18 protein-coding genes are annotated in these 21,005 nt (G+C 32.2%); 9 read left to right on the plus strand and 9 right to left on the minus strand.

Translation table 11 applies throughout. The features are described 5' to 3' along the window. Positions 1 to 78 precede the first annotated feature (78 nt). The 7 genes from ATO12_RS06945 to ATO12_RS06975 form a co-directional block, all read right to left on the minus strand. Entirely contained in the window at positions 79 to 798 is a 720-nt protein-coding gene (locus tag ATO12_RS06945; RefSeq protein WP_034240638.1) for a hypothetical protein, read from the minus strand. Between the two features lie 506 nt (positions 799 to 1,304). Next, positions 1,305 to 2,036, minus strand: coding sequence for a hypothetical protein (locus ATO12_RS06950; RefSeq protein WP_034240641.1), 732 nt, complete (start codon positions 2,034 to 2,036; stop codon positions 1,305 to 1,307). Positions 2,037 to 2,345: 309 nt separating this feature from the next. Next, entirely contained in the window at positions 2,346 to 2,813 is a 468-nt protein-coding gene (locus ATO12_RS06955; RefSeq protein WP_034240643.1) for a GNAT family N-acetyltransferase, read from the minus strand. Between the two features lie 15 nt (positions 2,814 to 2,828). Further along, positions 2,829 to 3,398 carry a GNAT family N-acetyltransferase gene (locus tag ATO12_RS06960; protein ID WP_051575661.1) on the minus strand — a complete coding sequence of 190 codons (570 nt, stop codon included), beginning with the start codon at positions 3,396 to 3,398 and terminating at the stop codon, positions 2,829 to 2,831. Further along, entirely contained in the window at positions 3,398 to 3,880 is a 483-nt protein-coding gene (locus tag ATO12_RS06965; protein WP_034240645.1) for a MarR family winged helix-turn-helix transcriptional regulator, read from the minus strand. Before ATO12_RS06965 ends, ATO12_RS06960 begins: the two co-directional genes overlap by 1 nt. A 117-nt stretch (positions 3,881 to 3,997) precedes the next feature. Beyond that, positions 3,998 to 4,591, minus strand: coding sequence for a hypothetical protein (locus tag ATO12_RS06970; protein WP_034240647.1), 594 nt, complete (start codon positions 4,589 to 4,591; stop codon positions 3,998 to 4,000). A gap of 117 nt (positions 4,592 to 4,708) precedes the next feature. Continuing rightward, a complete protein-coding gene (locus ATO12_RS06975) occupies positions 4,709 to 5,104 on the minus strand; it encodes a type III secretion system chaperone family protein (protein ID WP_034240648.1) in 396 nt (131 codons plus the stop codon). A 322-nt stretch (positions 5,105 to 5,426) separates the two neighbouring features. Here ATO12_RS06975 and ATO12_RS06980 point away from each other — a divergent pair, with 322 nt between their 5' ends. The 9 genes from ATO12_RS06980 to ATO12_RS07020 all read left to right on the plus strand — a co-directional run bounded on the left by ATO12_RS06980 (position 5,427) and on the right by ATO12_RS07020 (position 16,404). Next, complete coding sequence (locus ATO12_RS06980; protein ID WP_034240651.1) at positions 5,427 to 6,185, plus strand: helix-turn-helix domain-containing protein; 759 nt, start codon at positions 5,427 to 5,429, stop codon at positions 6,183 to 6,185. A 658-nt stretch (positions 6,186 to 6,843) separates the two neighbouring features. Continuing rightward, positions 6,844 to 9,087 (plus strand): catalase/peroxidase HPI, encoded by a 2,244-nt coding sequence (katG, locus tag ATO12_RS06985; RefSeq protein WP_034240655.1) that lies wholly within the window; start codon positions 6,844 to 6,846, stop codon positions 9,085 to 9,087. Between the two features lie 192 nt (positions 9,088 to 9,279). Next, positions 9,280 to 9,747 (plus strand): ankyrin repeat domain-containing protein, encoded by a 468-nt coding sequence (locus tag ATO12_RS06990; protein ID WP_034240657.1) that lies wholly within the window; start codon positions 9,280 to 9,282, stop codon positions 9,745 to 9,747. After that, positions 9,744 to 10,325, plus strand: coding sequence for a hypothetical protein (locus tag ATO12_RS06995; protein WP_034240660.1), 582 nt, complete (start codon positions 9,744 to 9,746; stop codon positions 10,323 to 10,325). The genes ATO12_RS06990 and ATO12_RS06995 overlap by 4 nt, the downstream gene beginning before the upstream one ends. A 585-nt stretch (positions 10,326 to 10,910) precedes the next feature. Then, the gene (locus ATO12_RS07000; protein ID WP_034240663.1) at positions 10,911 to 11,663 is read left to right on the plus strand and encodes a matrixin family metalloprotease; all 753 of its coding nucleotides are present in this window, start codon (positions 10,911 to 10,913) and stop codon (positions 11,661 to 11,663) included. A 348-nt stretch (positions 11,664 to 12,011) separates the two neighbouring features. Beyond that, positions 12,012 to 13,463, plus strand: coding sequence for a hypothetical protein (locus ATO12_RS07005; protein ID WP_051575662.1), 1,452 nt, complete (start codon positions 12,012 to 12,014; stop codon positions 13,461 to 13,463). Between the two features lie 108 nt (positions 13,464 to 13,571). Beyond that, a complete protein-coding gene (locus ATO12_RS24670) occupies positions 13,572 to 14,573 on the plus strand; it encodes a sensor histidine kinase (RefSeq protein WP_165583347.1) in 1,002 nt (333 codons plus the stop codon). Positions 14,574 to 14,630: 57 nt separating this feature from the next. Then, entirely contained in the window at positions 14,631 to 15,665 is a 1,035-nt protein-coding gene (locus tag ATO12_RS07015; RefSeq protein WP_034240671.1) for a histidine kinase, read from the plus strand. After that, a complete protein-coding gene (locus tag ATO12_RS07020; protein ID WP_034240676.1) occupies positions 15,646 to 16,404 on the plus strand; it encodes a LytR/AlgR family response regulator transcription factor in 759 nt (252 codons plus the stop codon). Before ATO12_RS07015 ends, ATO12_RS07020 begins: the two co-directional genes overlap by 20 nt. 93 nt (positions 16,405 to 16,497) lie before the next feature. On the opposite strand, the gene asnS is transcribed toward ATO12_RS07020, so the two are convergent. Then, entirely contained in the window at positions 16,498 to 17,940 is a 1,443-nt protein-coding gene (asnS, locus tag ATO12_RS07025; protein ID WP_034240684.1) for an asparagine--tRNA ligase, read from the minus strand. A 607-nt stretch (positions 17,941 to 18,547) separates the two neighbouring features. Then, positions 18,548 to 20,974, minus strand: a complete 2,427-nt coding sequence (locus ATO12_RS07030; RefSeq protein WP_034240687.1) for an efflux RND transporter permease subunit — start codon at positions 20,972 to 20,974, stop codon at positions 18,548 to 18,550. Positions 20,975 to 21,005: the final 31 nt, after the last annotated feature.

The raw sequence follows: 21,005 nt of genomic DNA on the forward strand, positions 1-21,005 counted from the left end.
GCAGTTACGAATTGTATAAAAGTTCCAATATTTAAAAAGTCAATAAGAAATTCTCTACTTATTTCCACGTTTCAATGTTTATTGTTCATCACCTCTAGGAGGAGACCCATTAAGTTCATTAGCAATCGTGCTATTTTCACCAAACAGATTTGTATTTATGCTAAAATTAAAAAGACTTGCCTTTTGCATAGAGCTACCATTTGCTGATTGCCCTCTAGAATCTGTCCCAATTTTATCTTTTAGAAGTTCAACTTTAAGGTCATTACTAAGAGTATATCCTAGATGCATCGTTTCTTTACCCACCTGTTTTGAGACCGTGGGAGCAATAAAAATAGTTTGTCTATGTGCGTATGCTGTATTACCATCATCCCGCTTATAATCATTGGCATATGCGCCAAAATAAAATCGTAAACCAGAGGGCTTAACATTAGCTTCTTTAGAAATTCGTTTGATATATGCCAGGTAATTGTATAAGTCGTCTAGGTTATAATATAATGATCGGGTGGCCTTAAATTTTTCTTGACCCGAATGTTTTTGAATATAATCATTTGTCCATTTTATACGGGTAGTATCATAATTGTGATACAATTGTGAAGCAAATTCCAAATCAATAATGTTACTTGGTTTTCTGTCATTGATTGTACCTAATTGCTCTTTTAGTTCTGCTATTTCTTGTTTTAGTTCTTTAATCTGTTTTAGATACTTGTCATTGTCGTTTTTCTTGTTACAAGAATTTAAACTCACTAGAAACAATACTGCTATTGCTACTGCCTTAGTTAGATTGATTAGTTTGTCCATTTTTTTGGTTTATTAAGATGTTTGTTAATATTTCGGCCCCCTGCCGAAAATAGATTAGTTAAATCTTTTGATTTGCATTAATGTGTTTCCCAGAATTAAAAATACTATTATTCTGTAGTTTTAAAAAAGTAAAGGCAGGTTTTGTTAAAATAAAATCACGATAAACCTTTGATAATAAGTGTTTTTTGGATTATTGTCGAGGTGTTGGATCGTATGTGAATATTAAAAAAAAGGGGGGTTTACCCCTTTTTAAAAAAGGGATTTGACTGTTGCATAGGCTGTTTATAAAAAAAATGGAAAAATATTTTCAAAAAGAAGGAAAATCAACTGTTTTTAATTTTAATTGAAATAATCTCTGTCCTTATTTCTGCTTAATAAAGTTTTGTAATGCCCAATAAACCCTAAAATTACGCTTAAATATTCTTACTGTAAAAAGCTTCTGTAGTTATTGCTACACAAAGATTTTATTATCTCAAATGAGGACAACAACTTTAGATTTTTAGAGTTCATTTGGTGTAATTCCCTCTTGGGGGAGACCCATTAAGTTCATTGGCAATAAGACTAAATCTATCATTATCATTTCTTTTCTCTAAGGATGTATGATCTGTCTCACTACGATTTCGTCTAAAATGACTAAATCCATTGTTTTTGTCTAATAATTCTACTTTACCATCATTGTTAAGAGTGTATCCTATGTGTAAAATATGATTGTCATATTTTTTTTCTAAAGTAGGGGCAATGAAGATAGTTTGATGTCTTGCATTTCTGTCATTTCCTGTAGAGGAGATATATGTATCGGGATATAATGCAAAATAGAAACGTAACCCGGTTGTTTTTACGCCAGCTTTTTGTGATAACTCATCGACATAGGATAAATAATTACGTAACTCAGAAATTTCATAAAACATCGACCTTGTAGGATTAAAAGAACCATCGTTTGTAGCTGAATTAACAATTTCGCTAATTAGATCGGCTCTATCATCATAGGCTTTATATATTCTACGAGCTTGCTCAAAACTGATAATATTTTTTGGTCTGCTTTGATTCGATTTTTCTTGGCCTAGTTTTTCTTCTAAATCTTTAACTTTTGTTTCTAAAGTTTCAATTTTTCTTAGATATTCTTCTTCTTCAAGAACTTCTATAGTTGAGTCCTGTTGGCAGGAATGTAAAAAGAATAGGCTAGTAGTTAATGTTAAGAATGAGGCATACCATGTACTGCCGTGTGTTGGTTTTTTCATGACGATTACTTTTGGTTAAAAATTATTATTTTCCAATGTAAGAGTCTTCATGTTTGGTTTTAAGAATACTCATGATATTGAAAGCACATTTTTAGGTATTGTGTTGATATATAGGGAAATATCTAAAAATGGGCCTTCAAAAATACAACTATTATCTGATTATGAAATTATTCTGTGCAATGTGTAGAAAAATAAATTGCTTTGTATAGAACTCGTTTAAACTTTTTGGTTTTAAGTGAAAACAGCAATTTTTTAGCAAATCGAAAAAGTTTAAACGAGTTCATCGAGGAGAGAAGAAAATAACAAGCTTTATTTTTGCAATATAAGTTCCATTTTGATATTACTGCGTTGATAAGGAGGGTGATCTTCCATAGGAATTTCTTCAAAACCATATTTGCTATAAATGTAGATTGCATTTTCTAAAATTCTATTGGAGTATAGAAGTAATTTTTTCCAACCTTGATTTGCGGAAAATTCAATACAAAACTCTAGTAATTGCTGCCCTATTTTTTGGCCTTGAAATTTTGGGGAAACAGCCATTTTCCCTAATTCATAAATGCCATCTTCGATTTTGATTAGTGAAAAAGTACCGGCTATAGTATTGTCTGCTTTTGCAAAAAAAATAAATCCACCTTGATTGATAATGGTATCCTCACATTGCTCTAGTAGCTCTGCGTCATGTGGTTCTACTACAAAATATTTTTCCAGCCATTCTATATTAAGAGCTGCGAAATCTTTTGCATATTTTGGATCAAAAGGAATGATAGAAGTGTTCATTTCGATATTAATACTTTAAGAATTATGATTTGCCTTACGATTTAAATCTTGATGAGTAAGGTTGTTGTTATATTTTGGGTTAAACCAAGCCATATGAATTGGGGTTTCTATACTATGATCGAGATTCTTAATTTTTTGATAGTGTTTTGCTTCACTTATAAACCCTAGTTTTTTATAAAATTGAACAGTATTTGTATTCTTCTCTCGTACAAATAGTTCTACACGAAGAATATGGGGGTACGATTTTTTGATTTTGTTTAAAAAGCTGGTGAAAAGTAATTTTCCGAGACCTTGCCCCTGAAACTCTGGATTAACGACAATGGTAAGATCTGTTAAGATATGCCTGAATGCAGAAATAGGAATACGGTATGCATGAATTTCTGCGATGATTTGATGCTCATGTTCAGGATGTGGAATTGCCAATATCAAACCATCAGATATGCTTTTGTGTACAAAATCTTGTATGTAATCTAGAGTGATTTCGCTAGATACTCGTATAATCCCGCCAGGGTGTTCACCAATTTTTTTGTAAAGCTGATAAATATTCTGAATATCTGATATCTGTACTGGTCTTACTATATGCATTATGAGGTGTATTTTTCGAGTATTTGTTGATGTAATGGTTTTTCTCTGAGTTTACTTTCGAAATGAGTAATATGATCTGCTAGATTAGAAGATGAGAAGGTTGTTAATGTTGTAACTTCCTGATCAATTACTTTCCATAGCGGAATCATAATTTGATAGGTCTCATTACCTTTTTTTGTTAACTGAAATAGTTTTTTTCTTTTGTCGGATGTATCGATTTTATATTCAACCAGCCCTTTTTCCATTAGTTTTTTTAGTGCTTGGGTAATTGCAGGTTGTGTATACAATAGTTTTTCCTGTATGTCGGTAGTTGTGGTGTGACCTTGATCTATTATGATTTTAAAAATAGGAAATAGATAAGGATCAAAATCAATATTACAAGAAGTATATACAATTTGAATTTCTTTCATCACAAATTCGCTTAGTCGTTTTAATCTGGATCCTAAACCCAGTTCTGCATATTCTTGTAATTTATCTTTCATAAGTATTTATATAAGTACTTATGCAATAATATAAAATATTTTTTAATTATTAAAATAGTAGAGATGCAGTAAGATATTTATAGATCCCGAAAAATTATATTTTGATACATCGGTTCTTTAACTTTTAAACATCTCATCAGATGGTAACGGGCATTCTGGAGTATCTAATTTTTGTATTACAGTGGTACCATTTAGTCCTTCCTTGCGAAATAACCAATAGTCGTTAAAGACAGATTTATAACAGATTTCGATGGTTATTTTTTCTTTTTTTTCATAAACCCAATGTCTTAATCTTGGATCGTTTTCAAGCTGCATCCAATAAAAACTTTCATTAGCAGAGATTACAGAGTTGTAAATCCCTCTATTAGAAATCCCAGTATTTATAGAGTCAGGAACTTTGACTTTCCTAAAAAGATCCCACCAGTCTTTTGTGACCTCCCCATTGTATGTAATTCTAACTCCCTCGATTATAGCAGGTCCAGTACCTTTATTATGTACAGGGATTTTTAAATATTCTAAGGTTTTATCAGACCAACTTTGATCAAAACCAACTGATAATCTGGGCCAGGCACTTGATTTGGTTTGTTCTAATAGAATATCGGTTTGTTTATTCATGATAGAGGCTTGCCGCATAGAGACGATAAGAGCAGCACCACTTATTATTAATACGGCAATTGCCAGAAGCATTTGCGAATCAAACTTTTTTTTCATTTTCAATAAGACTTATTGTATACCTGGAGCAATATAAGAAATTCGCAATACTTCATTAACTCCAGGATATAAGATGTCTTTATTGTTAAAGAACTCTAGAAATGTGTAGTACGGCATTTAGTACTTAGAGAAATTGATAATTTGTTCAGAATATTCGCCTAATAAGAGTCCGATAGAATTTAATGATCCTTCGAGTTCATTAAGATCCAGATTGGCTATCTGTAATGTATCCCTAAAGATTACTTTGTCCCCAGTTTCGTCTAGTACAAAAGCGCCGTGTATAATATCTCTATTTTTTTGTAATAAACTACGATATACGACTTCGTTTTTATTTTTGATAGTGCAGATGTGCTGTTCCATTATTAAAATGGGTGGTACAACCCCAAGAATCATATTTTTAATTCCTTCGGCTTCTTTGCTGATCATAATAATACCTTCCCTGTCGTTTTCATGGGTAATATCATATTTAAGCTGTAGTAAATATTTCTTTACTACCTGATAATGATCTTGCATTAGATGGTTTTTTGATAAATGAATAATTATGTATGACTGACTTTGTTTAGTATATCAATATTACAAAAAGTAGCACAAATTTTCTGCAATATCTTTGGCTAAATTAACGAGATAAAAAATAAGAGTGATCATGGGTATGAATGATTTAAGTTAATAATTAGATGTTGTGCTAAAATTTTTAGTATAACCCTCAATGTTTCTTAGGAAAAGAATAAAATTGTGAAGTATTTCTACTAAAATTAGCTTTTTAATGGAATATTAGCTAATATTGTTAGTGTAAATGTACAATTATTTTTTGTAATTGCAAATAAAATTAGCAAAAATGTCTTTTTTCGGAAAAAACATAAAAAAAATACGTGGAGTAAAAGGTTTAAGCCAACAGGCCTTTGCTGAGCTTTTTGACCTAAAAAGGGGCACACTAGGCGCATATGAAGAAGGTAGAAGTGAACCAAAAATAGAAACAATTATTAAAATTGCTAATTATTTTAGCATAGTCATAGATGATTTATTAACGAATGAACTTACTGTAAATCAACTTCTGAAGTTTAAAGGAGATCTTACTACCTATGCAGAAGATGTAAAACGAGAGAAATTTGCAATCATTCCGTGTATAACAGAAAGTACGGCAAATGACTATGTTACTTTATATAATACAGAGAGTTTTATTAAAGAATTGCCAACCATGCAATTACCAGTAAATCCTACTAAAGAGTTTAGAGGATATACTGTAAGTAATCTCGAGATGACATCGCATGATAAAGGTTTTTATCCAAAGGATGTTGTAGTAGGAGAAAAAGTTCCTCCAACGGTAATTAAAAAATTAAATAATGGTACACTGGTTTTGGTAGTTGTTGAGAATAAGTTAATCTTTAGAAGGTTGTATGTTCTAAAAGGTAATGCCGTATTACGTGCCGATCATAAAAATATTGAAGACTCATCGTTTCCTATATCAGATATTAAAGAACTGTGGAGAGTGCGGTATGCATTTTTTAGACGTATACCAGAATTTGGCGATCTGGTTGAAGATAAATTGCTATTGATAGAGAAGGAGCTGTTACGAATGAAAGAGAAGCTTAGGTAGTTAGTCCTATTAATTTGTTTGAATCTGAAAAACCTCTTTGAATATTTTTTTATCTTTTTTTAATCAATACCCGCCACTATGTTTTAATGCATAAGAGGAATATTTTGATTTACTTTGAAATTTGCCAAGTATACCATTAATTAATTGATTATCAATTAAATTATGTGTTGTATTTGATGTTTAAATTTGGTATCTTGATCTATCCCATGTTATGATGAGCGATAAAACAATCTCTTATCTTAATACCTATCCTACAAAAATAACTAACAATGTTAGTGTTGTTTGTTATTTTATGCGCTGCATTAACAATACTTTTTATATTTAAATTAATCCGACTACTGTTATTTCTATTGATGATGCTATTTAGACAGTATATATAATATGGTTATGGTTGAGAAGTGTAGGTGAGTTTTTTTCAAACATAAAATTGAGGATTAGTTGGCTACGACATACCAGATGTGACAAGAATTTCGAATACATTTTATAGAGAAATACAGTATTTCTTGAATAAGTACAACAAATCCATTTGGTAGTTTTATAAGAGGATGCAATAGCTTAATAGATTTTATATATTAAATATTTAAAATCAATAATATTTTTTTATCATAAATTTGAAAGAGCATAAGAACAAATAATCATCTAATAAAATCTACAGCAAATGGAAAATAAAAACCTCAAGAGCACAGAGTCTCACGGTTCAAATCATCATGGTAATGGTGTGAGTGAGTGTCCTTTTATGAATGGTACACTTAAGCAAGGCGCTGGCACAGGAACTTCTAATCGCGATTGGTGGCCAAACCAATTGAACTTAAATATTCTTCGTCAACATTCTTTATTATCCAATCCTATGGGTGAAGAATTTGATTACAGTAAAGAGTTTAAAACTCTTGATCTTAAAGCCGTAAAGAAAGATCTTTTTAAACTTATGACCGATTCTCAGGATTGGTGGCCTGCCGATTATGGTCATTACGGTCCTCTTTTTATTCGTATGGCATGGCATAGTGCTGGTACTTATCGAATTGCTGATGGTCGGGGAGGTGCAGGTTCAGGAACTCAACGTTTTGCACCATTAAACAGTTGGCCCGATAATGCTAACCTGGATAAAGCCCGTTTGTTATTATGGCCTATTAAACAGAAATATGGTAAGAAAATCTCATGGGCAGATCTTATGATTCTTGCCGGGAATTGTGCTTTAGAATCTATGGGATTCAAAACTTTTGGTTTTGGAGGAGGGCGCGAAGATGTTTGGGAGCCTGAACAAGATATTTATTGGGGTGCCGAGACCGAATGGTTAGGTGATAAACGTTACACAGGTGACCGAGAGTTAGAGAATCCTCTGGGGGCAGTTCAGATGGGATTGATCTATGTAAATCCCGAAGGACCAAACGGAAATCCCGATCCAATTGCCGCAGCTCGTGACATTCGAGAAACTTTTGGCCGTATGGCGATGAATGACGAAGAAACAGTTGCTCTTATTGCTGGTGGACATACGTTTGGTAAAACCCATGGCGCTGCTGATCCAGATAAATATGTAGAGAGAGAACCGGCAGCTGCAGGTATCGAGGAACAAAATTTAGGATGGAAAAATAATTTTGGGAGTGGTAATGCAGGAGATACTATTACGAGTGGATTAGAAGGAGCATGGACCAGTACTCCTACAAAATGGAGTAATAACTTCTTCTGGAATTTATTTGGTTACGAATGGGAGCTAACTAAGAGCCCTGCAGGAGCGCACCAATGGATACCAAAACACGGAGCTGGTGCCGATAGTGTACCCGATGCACATGACCCTTCTAAACGACATGCGCCAATTATGCTCACAACAGATCTTTCTTTACGAATGGATCCTGCTTATGAGAAAATTTCAAGACGTTTTTATGAAAACCCTGATGAATTTGCAGATGCATTTGCACGTGCATGGTATAAATTAACACATCGTGATATGGGGCCTATTGCAAGATATCTTGGTCCAGAGGTACCTAAAGAAGAATTGATTTGGCAAGACCCGATCCCAAAAGCTACCAATGCACTAATAGATGATCAGGATATTGCCAGTCTAAAAAACAAAATACTTTCTTCGGGGCTATCTGTTTCCCAATTAGTATCCACAGCTTGGGCTTCAGCATCTACATTCCGCGGTTCTGATAAACGTGGAGGCGCAAACGGTGCACGTATTCGCCTTACACCACAAAAGAATTGGGAAGTGAATAATCCGACTCAATTAGCCAATGTATTAACAACTTTAGAAAATATTCAACAAGAATTTAATAGTTCAGCATCTGGAGACAAGAAGGTTTCATTAGCAGATTTGATTGTTCTGGGCGGAGCTGCAGGAGTAGAGGAGGCAGCAAAGAATGCAGGACATAAGGTTACTGTACCTTTTTCACCAGGAAGAGCCGATGCATCACAAGAGCAAACTGATATAGAATCTTTCTCTGTTCTGGAGCCTGTTGCCGATGGATTTCGTAACTATAAGAAAACGAAGTCGTCTATATCTGCAGAAGAAATGTTGATAGACAGAGCTCAGCTACTAACATTAACCGTACCCGAGATGACGATACTTGTTGGGGGTCTTCGAGTGTTGAATACAAATTTTGATCTATCTCAACATGGGGTCTTTACTCAGCGTCCCGAAGTGCTTACCAATGATTTCTTTGTTAACTTACTTGATTTAAGTACTACCTGGAAAGCAACCTCTGATGCTCAAGAAGTATTTGAAGGATGTGACCGTGCTACAGGAGAAGTAAAATGGACAGGTACCCGAGCCGACCTCATATTTGGTTCTAATTCTGAATTACGTGCTCTTGCCGAGGTCTATGCTAGCAAAGATTCTGAAAAGAAATTTGTAGATCAATTTGTTGCCGCTTGGTGTAAAGTCATGAACCTTGATCGATTCGATTAAACATACAAAATTGTAAAAAGAGTAAAACAACAGGTGGTTTGTTGTAAAGCCACCTGTTTGATTTTATAGTTTTAGCTGACAAAAAAATATAGAGTTGTACAGGTCACTACTATTTTTGAAATTTTTTGATACCATAAAGATGGATTTCGATACTCTATATTTTAATCATAATTAACAGATATGTAATACATTATGAAAGATATTTTTAATTTCATTCGATCAGAAGAATTAGGAGAGGTAAAAGCACTTTTAAGTAATAACCCCGAAGTTGCGAACTCAAAAGACTCAAGAGGTTCTACTCCATTGCTGCTGGCATCTTATTACGGTTTTGAAGATATAACCAAAGAAATTCTGAAATACTCTCCAGATATTGATATAAAAGATGGGGCTGGAAATACGGCACTAATGGGAGTTTGTTTTAAAGGGCATTACAATATTGCAAAATTACTTATAGCATCTGGAGCAGATGTAAATCAAAAAAATGTTAATGAAGCTACTGCATTAATTTACGCAGCGACTTTTGGTCAAAAAGAAATCATTAAATTATTAGTAGAAAACGGAGCAGATATTTCTGCCAGAGATAACCGTGGATTTACAGCAGAAATGCATGCAAGAAACCAAGGTTTAGAGGTTTCCGAATTATTTAAGCTTGCGCAGTGAAGAGAAACAACGATATAAAAAGTATAAAATCGGTAAATATTAGATCTATTGATTTTAAAAGACAATTGTTAATGTCCTCTGCTATGGTAGCTGTTTTTGAGTCTTTTTTAAAAGAAAGTATCGGAAACGAAGTATTAGTAATAAACACTAATATAGGAATGGAGGTATATTATTTTTCTAATAATGACTATAGTACATTTATTAAAGAAAGTATCTTATTATATACACTTACTCAGATAGATCACAAAAGGCTTAAATTTAAAAATCATCAAAACAGGGAAGAAGTATATCAAAGTTTTTGCCAGGCATTAATTACATTTTCTCAATATCCTCAAATCTTTTTGGCGTATGCCAAAAAGTTTATTCACTTAAAAGAAAAAAACAAATCGAGCAGATTTGTGATTCCTATTTTAAACAGTTTTTTTGAAGAAGTACTTAAAGTACTTTTAAAGACAGGTAAAATACCGCATTACGAAAAGATAAAAAAAGCAAAAAACAAATCTCATAAATCCGATCTGGATAAAAGTATTATTGAAAATTTAATTTCTGAAATTTTATTAAAGAAGCATTCGAATTAATTCTGTTTTAAAATTGAAGTTATCTTGATTGTATATTTCGTAAATACCAATACTATACATATGTCTGCAATTGGTAAAAATCATACGCCTTCTATTTTCCTATTTCTATGCCTAAATTGATGGTTGTATCTCATGTTTTGAGATTTAGTAGTAAGAAAATGTTGTTTTAATGAGATAATGTTTTGAATATTAAGCTGTAAACAGGGGAAAAACCCCCTTAAAATCACCTGTTTAACGTTAACATTTGTAGTATTAAACTTTCATTTTTAGGTGAAAAAATGTTAAAATTTCAGTAAAAACACCTATTTATCGCCGAAATACATAGTGTTTTGGTGATTACGTAAATATATTACGTTTTTCCCGTATTCGAATATTGAGAATCTGTACTACCTTTATAATGAATTGATTACGAAAAATTATATCAGTTCAAAAATCAAAGTAAATTCGTCAAAATGTAAAATAATCTTCTATTGCCCCAGAAGAATGTTTAACACGGTTTAAAAAGATTAAAGATCAAAGAAAAGATCTCTCTTTTAAAATGCCAATACTTCTATTACCCCAGAAGTATCCCAAATCTTAAAAACAATGACGAAAACTACTAAACCTACACCAAACAGTACTATATTTAATAGTATACTTCAGCTTAAAAACTTTTTTAATAATTTCTTCTCTAAGATTTTAGTTAACGAAAATAATACTAAGGGTACCCTTAAAATAATATACCTGCGATTACTTTTTACAGTATCAATCCCACTTTTATTATCTTGTAGTACTGGTGATGATCATGATTCTATAGGTATAGAATCAGAGTTTCCGGCAATAGAGAAAATCGTAAAAATTAATATCATTTATGTAGAATCTTCAGAAACTTTGGATAAATCATCATATTCTCTTAACGAGACAGAGTTTATAAACTATTTGAATGGAGAATATTTTAACAGATTTGGGATAGGATTAGAATTAGGTGAGTCTAAAAGCTTGGTTAATGAAGAGCTTTATGATCTTAGAGACAATGAGGGTTCAGAACCTAGCACATTTTTGATGCAGTCTCGAGAATCTTATGATAAAAGTAAAGTAAACATATATATTGTTAAAAGATGTAATATCCGAGCTATTGCCGGCATTGGAAGAGATCAAAGAGTATTGATAACCGATGAAAACCTATTTACTTCGACTACCCCACACGAAATAGGTCATGCGTTAGGTTTATTTCATACTCACGAAGCAGAAAATATTATGAATACCGTAGATAAGGGTTCTAGACATAACTTTAATAAAGATCAGGAAAGGAAAATCAAGAAACGAATAGATGAAATTAACTCGAATAATTTAAACTAAGCAATTCTCATAGTTTGATTATGATGAATTATACAATATATTGTCGATAGTAATAAATTCGAATACCGACCATACATAAATAAACCCATAATTTTTACTGGTAACTTCTTTCGGGTCATATATAGAAAGGATTTCTTCCTTAAACAATAACTGTTTTTTAATAGCAGCTAGCACTAGTGATGAAATTAATTAAGGAAAAACAAAATTTTTAAAAATAAAAAAACGCTAATGTACAGTTCAGTACATTAGCGGTACAGTTCAATTCATTTAGTTTTTTATATAGAACATAGTGTTCCACCTTTGTATTAATAAAATCAATCAATCAAATTAATCAAAAAACGAACAGTTATGAATCTAGTATCAAGAATTATTGTCGCAAACCTGTTTAAGGTAATACTGTTAATTCTTTCTCTACTTTTTATATCGAATATTAATGCCCAGTCTTATGCCGTAAATTATAATAAAGGTAAAACCACTATTAAGGTTCAGAATGGCATGTTTGATAATTTCTCGATTAATTATGAAGGAGAAATTACATTATCAAATGATGATAGAGATGTTATTGGTATTTCTGATGGTGGCTACCTCGAAATAAAAAAATCTGCTTTTGGTAGTAAACGCAGGATTGTAATCGAATCCGAAGGTAATGGAAAACTCAATAAAAAGTATTTTGTTGGTTCTTCTAAAAAAGATTTTAATTCTGAAGGTAGAAAATGGCTTGGTGAGATTTTGCCAGAAATTGTAAAAACAACCACTTTAGGAGCAAAAGGTAGAGTAGATCGGTTCTACAATCAAGGGGGTGCCAATAGGGTGTTTAATGAAATAAGAACATTTGAAAGCGATCATGTAAAATCTACATATTTAAAATTAATATTAGAAAAAAACCTATCTCCTAAAGAGATGGAGTCGTTGTTAAGATTAGCAGGAGAAGAAATAAAATCAGATCATTACCTCGCAGAATTGTTAAGGTACAAACAGCAAAACTTTTTTGCTTCAGACGCTTTAATATCTGCTTATATAGAAGCAACAAAAAGTATTGGATCTGATCACTATGCTACCGTAGTATTAAATACTGCTATCGAAGATGGTAACCTCTCTGATGACCAGATAGGTAAACTATTTAAAATAACGGCAGAAATTGATTCTGATCATTATATGTCTCAGGTGCTTATCAATGTAATGAAGAAACGAGAATTAAATGAAGCTAATCTTAATCTTTTAATCGAAAACTCTAAGCAAATTGCATCAGATCACTACAAAGCACAGGTACTAAATAAAGCTTTAGAGCTTCCGGGGCTTTCTCAAGGGAATTACAATTCTTTTTTATCTACATTAGAAGATATTCAATCTGATCATTACATCACTACAGTTCTTTCTAGATTGTTAGATAAGAAATTAGATAGTAGTGAATTAGGAGAATTACTTTCACTGGCAGGAAAATCAGTTGGATCTGATCACTATTTGGTACAAGTCCTGACCAAGGCTATTAATAAACAAGGTCTTGATGGTGAGAATATGGATGTCTTTATCCAGGCGTTATCCAGTGTTAGTTCTGATCATTATGCCTCTGTAGCTTTAATAAAATTATCAAGGAAAAACCTGAGTAGTAGACAACTTCTGGAAATCCTTAACAATGCGACTTCTCAAATAAGTTCGGATCATTATTTGTCAGAAATTTTAATAGCTTTTGCTCCGTCGGTTAATAAATCCGGAGATAATGTAAAAGAAGCATATCGCAATGCCTGTAAGAATATTTCGTCAGAAACCTATTTCGGAAGAGCCCTTCGTGCACTAAAATAACAATACATATTTCATCCTGCCATTAGTCTTTTATATATCTGTATTATTGACTATTTTGGTAGGATGAAGTCTAGTATAGATCATTATATATACCAACCATCATCAATCGTGAAAAAGTATTTTACTATCATTTTAGTAGGGTTCGTTCTTGGGTTACTTACGTATAGTTTTTTGGGATTTACCCAAGAACAAGATAATACGAAACTACTATGGCTATCAGGATTTCTGGGAGTTATTATTATCTATATCAATACGATCTTCAATGAAATATTTAACAGGCTTATTTCCTGGAAAAAATATACGGGACTTCGCCTTTTAACAGGAGTGTTATCCAATACGATCATTTCCTTTCTATTCATAAGTCTTGTATTGTATGCATATGTTTTTATAAAAGGAGCACAAGTTTCTTTTATTGAAGATTACAGCGAAATATTACTAAAATTGATTATCCTGATATTTTTTGCTTCTCTGGTCTATACTGTTATCTATTTTGCAATACACTCTTATTATCAATATGCAAAAGGTCAAATAATAGCATTACAATTAGAACGAAAACAAACCGAATTACAATTAACAGCTTTAAAATCACAATTAAGCCCTCACTTTTTGTTCAATAGTGTAAACACAATATCATCTTTATTGTTTAGTGATATAAAAAAAGCAGAATTGTTTATTCGGGAACTAGCTAAATCCTACCAATATATTTTAAACAAATACGAAAGTAAATGGTTAACAGTCGAAGAAGAATTACAATTTGTGAATTCTTATCACTTCTTATTACGTACACGATTTAATGATCGAATTAATTTAGAAATTACATTACCAGATTGGGTGTTAAAAAGTAAAATACCGCCACTAGCGCTTCAAATGCTGATAGAAAATGCTGTAAAACATAATCAAATGACTTCTTCTCAAGTATTAAAAATAGTGATTACCAGTGATAATCATAATATTAATGTGTCAAATAATAAGACCATAAAACCTAAAGGAGTAGATTCTTTTAAAATAGGATTAGGCAATATTAGATTAAGGTATGACCTCATTTTTAATAAAACTATCGAGGTAGTAGATGATGAGCAGTTTACAGTAAAACTACCCATAATTTTGTAAAGTAATTTTACCTAAAAACACTAATGTGAATTCAAATAAATACTAAAGTACAAACGAGTGAATAAGTTATTTATACATCATCCGATATTTAGAATCATTAGCCCACTTTGTAGTGGTGCTTTGGTGTATCTTCTTATTTTACTGGTCAATAATAATGTAACCCAGTTACAGGAAGAATTTCTTGGGCAGGAATTATATGTATGTATTGGTTTAGCCTATCTTATCCAGGAATATTCCAGAATTTCTTTATTCCTTTTTGAAAAGCTAAAATTTCCAAATTCGTTGGGAGGCAAAATTATGTTACAGATCATAATTTCGGTAATTACTTCTATACTTTTAGTTTCTGGATCGATGTTTCTGTATTTTGATTTAGTGCTTGGATTTACGCCTAATAGTTCAGAACTGATTGTTTTCAATAGTATCTTTTCGGTGATTACAATAATATATCTTTCGTTATACCTAAGTCATCAGTTTTTACACAAAATAAATACAGAAATAATGACAAAAGAACTATCTCTGAAAGAGGGGGTAGAACAGGACTTTATTCAATTTAAAAAAGGAATAAACCCTACATTAATGTTTGAAACTTTAGAGGCATTAATACTCGTCATGAAAAAAGATACTGATAAAGCAGAATTTTTGGTAGATCATTTTTCGGCAGTATATCGATATATTCTTTCTAAAACAATAAAAGAGTTAGTGCCTATTGATGAAGAACTCGATGCTTTGGATCAATTGTTACTTTTGTTTGAGTACTTACCATACAGAAAAACGAAATTTATTAAAGAAGAATCAATACATACTTTGGTAGTTCCCGGTAGTGTTTTATCCTGTGCAGAACAGATTATAAGAAGTACAATAGTTTCTAGAGAAACAGAACTTATTGTGACAATGACTCAGGATTCGAAGTATGTGTTGTTAAAATATCCACATCAGGAAAAGATTAGTTATACTATGGATTGCAATAGTATCAAAGATATTCTGGATATGTATCGATTTTACACAGACATACCAATTGCTGTTACCAAAGATGATATGTATACTATAATTTATATACCAAAACTTACTATTAATGAAAGTAGCAATAATTGAAGATGAACCTTTAGCAGCAGAAAAATTAGAACGTTACTTGTTAAAATATGATTCTGATATCCAGATAATAAGTAAACTGGCTTCAATAGAAGAAGCAGTATTTTGGATAGAGTTGCATCAAGAAGAAGTAGATCTCTTTTTTATGGATGTTCAGCTTATAGACGGACTTAGTTTTGAGATTTTTAATAAAGTTAAGGTAAATAAGCCTGTAATTTTTACTACTGCCTTTGATGAGTTTGCAATTGATGCTTTTAAGGTAAATAGTATAGACTATCTTCTAAAACCAATATTGTTTACAGATCTTTCAAAGGCATTAAAAAAACTAGAAACATTACGATCTCAGTTTTTGGGAGAGATTAATGTTAGCCATGCGGTTAAGAATATGACCGGTACGGCGTATAAGAATAGATTCTTAGTTCGCTTAGGAAATCATATCCATTCTGTAAAGAGCGAGGATATTTCCTTTTTCTTTGCAGAGGGACGAGATGCTTACCTTGTTGCAGAAAACCGAAAAAAATACATGATAGAATATAAATTGGAAACCCTCGAAGAATTACTAGAACCCAAAAGTTTTTTTAGAGTAAATCGCACTTTTATTGTCAATATCAATACGATACAGGATGTATTGGTTTATTCTAACAGACGTTTAAAACTTACCTTAAACCAAAATATAGATAAAGAAATTATTGTTAGCCGTGAGAAAGTTGCAGATTTTAAACAGTGGTTTGAGGGGAATTAAAACCCAAAAGAAGAATAAAACTTCCTCAAAAATGAATCTATGCCATCATTGAGGAAGTAATTTAATATTTTGAACCTTTTGATAATAAAAGGATTAAAACTCTGCATTAAGAGGTGTTCTTGGATAAGGAATCACATCACGAATATTACCCATTCCTGTTACAAAAAGAACAAGACGCTCAAACCCAAGTCCAAAACCACTATGGGTACACGTACCAAAACGACGAGTATCTAAATACCACCATAGCTCTTCTTCAGGAATATTAAGAGCAGCCATCTTTTCTTTAAGTACATCCAAACGCTCTTCACGTTGAGAACCACCTACTATTTCTCCGATACCAGGAAATAAAATATCCATAGCTCTTACCGTTTTTCCATCTTCATTAAGTCGCATATAGAACGATTTAATATCTGCCGGATAATCAAATAAAATCACTGGACATTTAAAATGTTTTTCAACAAGAAATCTTTCATGTTCACTTTGTAAGTCAGCACCCCATCCATCAATAGGAAATTTAAATTTCTTCTTTTTATTGGGCTTAGAATTTTTAAGAATATCAATGGCTTCGGTATAGCTTACACGTTTAAAATTGTTCTCTAATATAAACTTTAGTTTATCTCGCAATAACATTTCGGCACGTTCTGCCTGAGGTTTTTGTTTATCCTCTTGTACCAGACGGTTTTCTAAAAACTCAAGATCATCCTGGCAGTTGTCTAAAACAAACTGTATTACGTATTTAATAAAGTCTTCTGCCAAATCCATATTGCCATCCAGATCACAGAATGCTACTTCTGGTTCAACCATCCAGAATTCTGCAAGATGCCTTGATGTATTTGAGTTTTCTGCCCTAAAAGTAGGTCCAAAGGTATATACCTGGCCTAATCCCATAGCATAAGTCTCTGCTTCTAATTGACCAGAAACAGTTAGGTTGGTTTCACCGCCAAAAAAATCTTCTTTATAATCAACCTCACCATTCTCGTTTTTCGGAATGTTATTAAGATCTAAATTAGTCACTTTAAATGCTTCTCCAGCACCCTCGGCATCACTTTTTGTAATTACAGGTGTGTGTACATAGTAAAAATCGTTCTTTTGAAAATATTCATGTATTGCAAAAGATAATTTTGAACGCACTCTCATGATAGCCCCAAAAGTATTGGTGCGAACTCTTAAGTGGGCTTGCTCACGCAATTTTTCTAATGTATGTCGTTTCGGAGATAAAATAGTAAGTTTTAACTCTTCGGGATCAGCATCTCCTTCGATTTCTACATTAGATACCTGGATCTCTACACGTTGTCCTTTTCCCTGGCTTTCTATAAGGGTACCTTCTATCGCAACTGCTGCACCGACATTTATTCTGCTTTGTATAGCAGCATCGATTGTATTATCTTCTAAAACACACTGAATATTATTAATAGTTGATCCATCATTAACCGCTATAAAACGATCATTTCTAAAAGAACGAACCCAACCTTTAACAAGTACAGGCTGTAATAATTTATCACTTTGTAGTACCTCTATTACTTTAGTATGTTTCATCTGTTTTTTTAATATTATTTGTTTTTGGTTTTATAGCCTTTAATACAATTGAGTGAGTATAAAACCAAGGATGTTTGAATTTTGAGGTAGCAAAGATAATTTTTTAATCCGATTGAAGCATAATCTTATGAATTCAAAAAAGGTGTAGTAATTAAAATATATTTTGATACTCTTTTAGATACTGGTGAGTTTATACCGTCAAAATACCAAAATCTGACGTTTTTTCGAATTATGATTCTACGTAAAAACCGTAATTAGACGTGTTTTTGATTAAAAAATAGACGTATTTGAGAGTTTTTTTGAATAATTATGGTAAAAAAAACAATTTTTTAACAATACTTAAAATACTGAAAACCAGTAATTTGAATACTGTTTTGTTGAGTTTTACTTGTTTAAATAGTGTTAAAGTTTAAGCTGTTTAAGTAAAAAGGGGATTTTTCCCCCCTGTTAGGTATTTCAAAATATAAAAAGGGGCAGTATCTTGCATATGCAATTATGACGATTGTGTTTACGTTAAGTTTAGTTCGATAGGTTTTGGGGTAATCTATCTTACAGAAGTCCCGCTAGTTTCTAGCGGGGCTTTTTTTATAAAGATATTAGGTGTTTTTTATGTCTTATTTTCTTTATTCTTCCTCGCGCCTTGAGGCTCTTCAAGTTCTTCATCATTAGGAATAATTTTTAGGGTAGGTTCTTTAAGAGTTTTCTTATTTGCAATACTTCGTTCTAAGGAAAGCAATAAGGAAGGCAGTAGTAAAAGATTTGCCAGCATAGCAAATAGTAAAGTTGTTGATACTAGGCCTCCGAGTGCCTTAGTTCCTCCAAAGCTGGATATCATGAATACCGAAAAACCAAAAAATAAAACAGTTGATGTATAAAACATACTCACTCCTGTCTCTCGTAGTGAAGCTAGAACGGATTTTCTAATCCTCCAATGATTTGATTTTAATTCTTGCCTGTATTTTGCAAGAAAATGTATAGTGTCATCTACAGAAATACCAAATGCAATACTAAAAACTAATATGGTAGAAGGTTTTATCGGTACACCAAGATACCCCATAAGACCCGCAGTCATGAGTAACGGTAATAAATTTGGGATAAGTGATATGACAATCATTTTCCAGGATCGAAACATCCAGGCCATAAAAAGAGCAATCAAGATCACTGCAAGACCTAGAGAGAAAGATAAATTCCATACCAGATATTTGGTCCCTTTCTGAAAAATAAGGGCTTTACCAGTAAAAGAAACGTCATATCTGTCTTTTGGAAAAATTTTCTCTAATTGTGGTTTTAGAGTCGCTTCTATACGCTCCATTTCTTCTGTACCTACATCTTTCATGAAGGTAGTGATTCTTGCGTATTGTCCGGTAGAATCCACATAGCTATTCATTACTCCTGCTTTAGATTCAAAACTTTTGGCATATGGTAAAATAAAGTTTCGTTCCTGGCTAGTAGGTATTTGATAATATTTTGGATTTCCATTATAAAAAGCTTGCTTAGAATATTTAACCAGATTAACAATAGAAATAGGTTTAGACAATTCAGGAGTTTCTTCGAGAAGCTCCTGTAGTTTTTCCATACGTTTTAGTGTAGGTAATTTTAATACTCCTTGTTTTCTTTTGGTATCAATTAATATTTCTAATGGCATAACACCATCAAATTCTTCTTCAAAAAACTCTATATCTTTATAAAATCCAGCAGATTTGGGCATGTCTTCTAATAGGCTTCCCGAAACTTTTATCGTATAAATACCAATAATGCTAACAATTAGGATAATGACAGAAGAAAAGTAGATTGTTACTCGTCTGGTTTTTACCATCTTTTCCATCCAATCCATTAACTTCTCTATCCACTCTTTACCCAGATGTTTTAAGTGTCTTTCTTTAGGTTGTGGCATATAACTATAAATTATAGTGATAACCAGAAGACAAAGTATAAATAGAGCGATTATATTTAAAGAGGCAACAATACCAAATTCTTTAAGTAGCTTACTTTCGGTTAGAGCAAAGGTTGCAAATCCTGAAGCAGTAGTTACATTAGTCATTAGTGTAGCATTACCCACTTTGGTGATTACCCGTTGAAGAGATTTTGCTTTATTACCATGTTTTTTTATTTCTTGTTGGTATTTATTAATTAAGAAAATACAATTAGGAATACCAATTACAATTACTAATGGAGGAATAATAGCTGTAAGCACAGTTATTTCATATTCTAAAAGCCCTAAAATTCCGAAAGCCCACATTACCCCAATAATTACAGCAGTCATGGATATAAAAGTGGCTCTTAATGATCTAAAAAAGAAAAAGAAAATTAACGAAGTAACCAGTAGAGCTGCAAGAATGAAAATTTCTATTTCATCCATTATGTTTTGAGAATTTAAAGTTCTGATATATGGCATACCAGATACTTTTACATCCATCTTATGCTCCTTCTCAAAAGCTAAAACTGCAGGAAGCAAGACTTTTTCAATAAACTTTTTTCGTTTCTTAGTGTTTACAATATCCTTTTTTAGATACAGTGCACTTTGAATCGTTTTAGATTTTTTACTATAAACAAGTCCTTCGTAAAAAGGTAACTTGTTAAAAAGCTCATGTTCATATTCAGATACCTGTTTTTCAGTATAACTAGAATCTTTAATAAAAGGTACTAACTCAAATCGTGCTGGATTATCTTCTTTTTTTAAAGTTTTAAGATCGGCTATAGAGACAACGAGGTCAATCTCTTCATATTTTTTAAACGAATTATTAAAATCATTCCATGCTTTTAGCTTTTCAGAAGTAAAAAGTGTACTATCTTTAACAGCCATTACAATTAGATTGCCTTCTTCGCCAAATTTTTGAAGAAATTTTTGATATAATATATTTACCTCGTGATCATCGGGGAGTAGATTTGCCTCTGAGTGAGAAAACCTCATGTTTTTCCACTGAAAACCTAAAAAAACCGTAATTCCTATTATTGCCAGAAATATTACCGCCCTGTTGCGAAGTATAATTCCAGCCAGTGCATTCCAAAACCCGAAACTGAATAATTTTGCCATCCTTTATTTTCCTGCTGCAAATGTAAGGATT

It is taken from the genome of Aquimarina atlantica, assembly GCF_000626715.1.
GTDB classification, from domain to species: Bacteria; Bacteroidota; Bacteroidia; order Flavobacteriales; family Flavobacteriaceae; genus Aquimarina; species Aquimarina atlantica.

What these genes read in the sequence shown, in the direction of transcription:
- ATO12_RS06945 (WP_034240638.1), bottom strand. Translation starts at nt 798, where the DNA reads ATGGACAAACTAATCAATCTAACTAAGGCAGTAGCAATAGCAGTATTG.
- ATO12_RS06950 (WP_034240641.1), bottom strand. Translation starts at nt 2,036, where the DNA reads ATGAAAAAACCAACACACGGCAGTACATGGTATGCCTCATTCTTAACA.
- ATO12_RS06955 (WP_034240643.1), bottom strand. Translation starts at nt 2,813, where the DNA reads ATGAACACTTCTATCATTCCTTTTGATCCAAAATATGCAAAAGATTTC.
- ATO12_RS06960 (WP_051575661.1), bottom strand. Translation starts at nt 3,398, where the DNA reads ATGCATATAGTAAGACCAGTACAGATATCAGATATTCAGAATATTTAT.
- ATO12_RS06965 (WP_034240645.1), bottom strand. Translation starts at nt 3,880, where the DNA reads ATGAAAGATAAATTACAAGAATATGCAGAACTGGGTTTAGGATCCAGA.
- ATO12_RS06970 (WP_034240647.1), bottom strand. Translation starts at nt 4,591, where the DNA reads ATGAAAAAAAAGTTTGATTCGCAAATGCTTCTGGCAATTGCCGTATTA.
- ATO12_RS06975 (WP_034240648.1), bottom strand. Translation starts at nt 5,104, where the DNA reads ATGCAAGATCATTATCAGGTAGTAAAGAAATATTTACTACAGCTTAAA.
- ATO12_RS06980 (WP_034240651.1), top strand. Translation starts at nt 5,427, where the DNA reads ATGTCTTTTTTCGGAAAAAACATAAAAAAAATACGTGGAGTAAAAGGT.
- katG (WP_034240655.1), top strand. Translation starts at nt 6,844, where the DNA reads ATGGAAAATAAAAACCTCAAGAGCACAGAGTCTCACGGTTCAAATCAT.
- ATO12_RS06990 (WP_034240657.1), top strand. Translation starts at nt 9,280, where the DNA reads ATGAAAGATATTTTTAATTTCATTCGATCAGAAGAATTAGGAGAGGTA.
- ATO12_RS07000 (WP_034240663.1), top strand. Translation starts at nt 10,911, where the DNA reads ATGACGAAAACTACTAAACCTACACCAAACAGTACTATATTTAATAGT.
- ATO12_RS07005 (WP_051575662.1), top strand. Translation starts at nt 12,012, where the DNA reads ATGAATCTAGTATCAAGAATTATTGTCGCAAACCTGTTTAAGGTAATA.
- ATO12_RS07020 (WP_034240676.1), top strand. Translation starts at nt 15,646, where the DNA reads ATGAAAGTAGCAATAATTGAAGATGAACCTTTAGCAGCAGAAAAATTA.
- asnS (WP_034240684.1), bottom strand. Translation starts at nt 17,940, where the DNA reads ATGAAACATACTAAAGTAATAGAGGTACTACAAAGTGATAAATTATTA.
- ATO12_RS07030 (WP_034240687.1), bottom strand. Translation starts at nt 20,974, where the DNA reads ATGGCAAAATTATTCAGTTTCGGGTTTTGGAATGCACTGGCTGGAATT.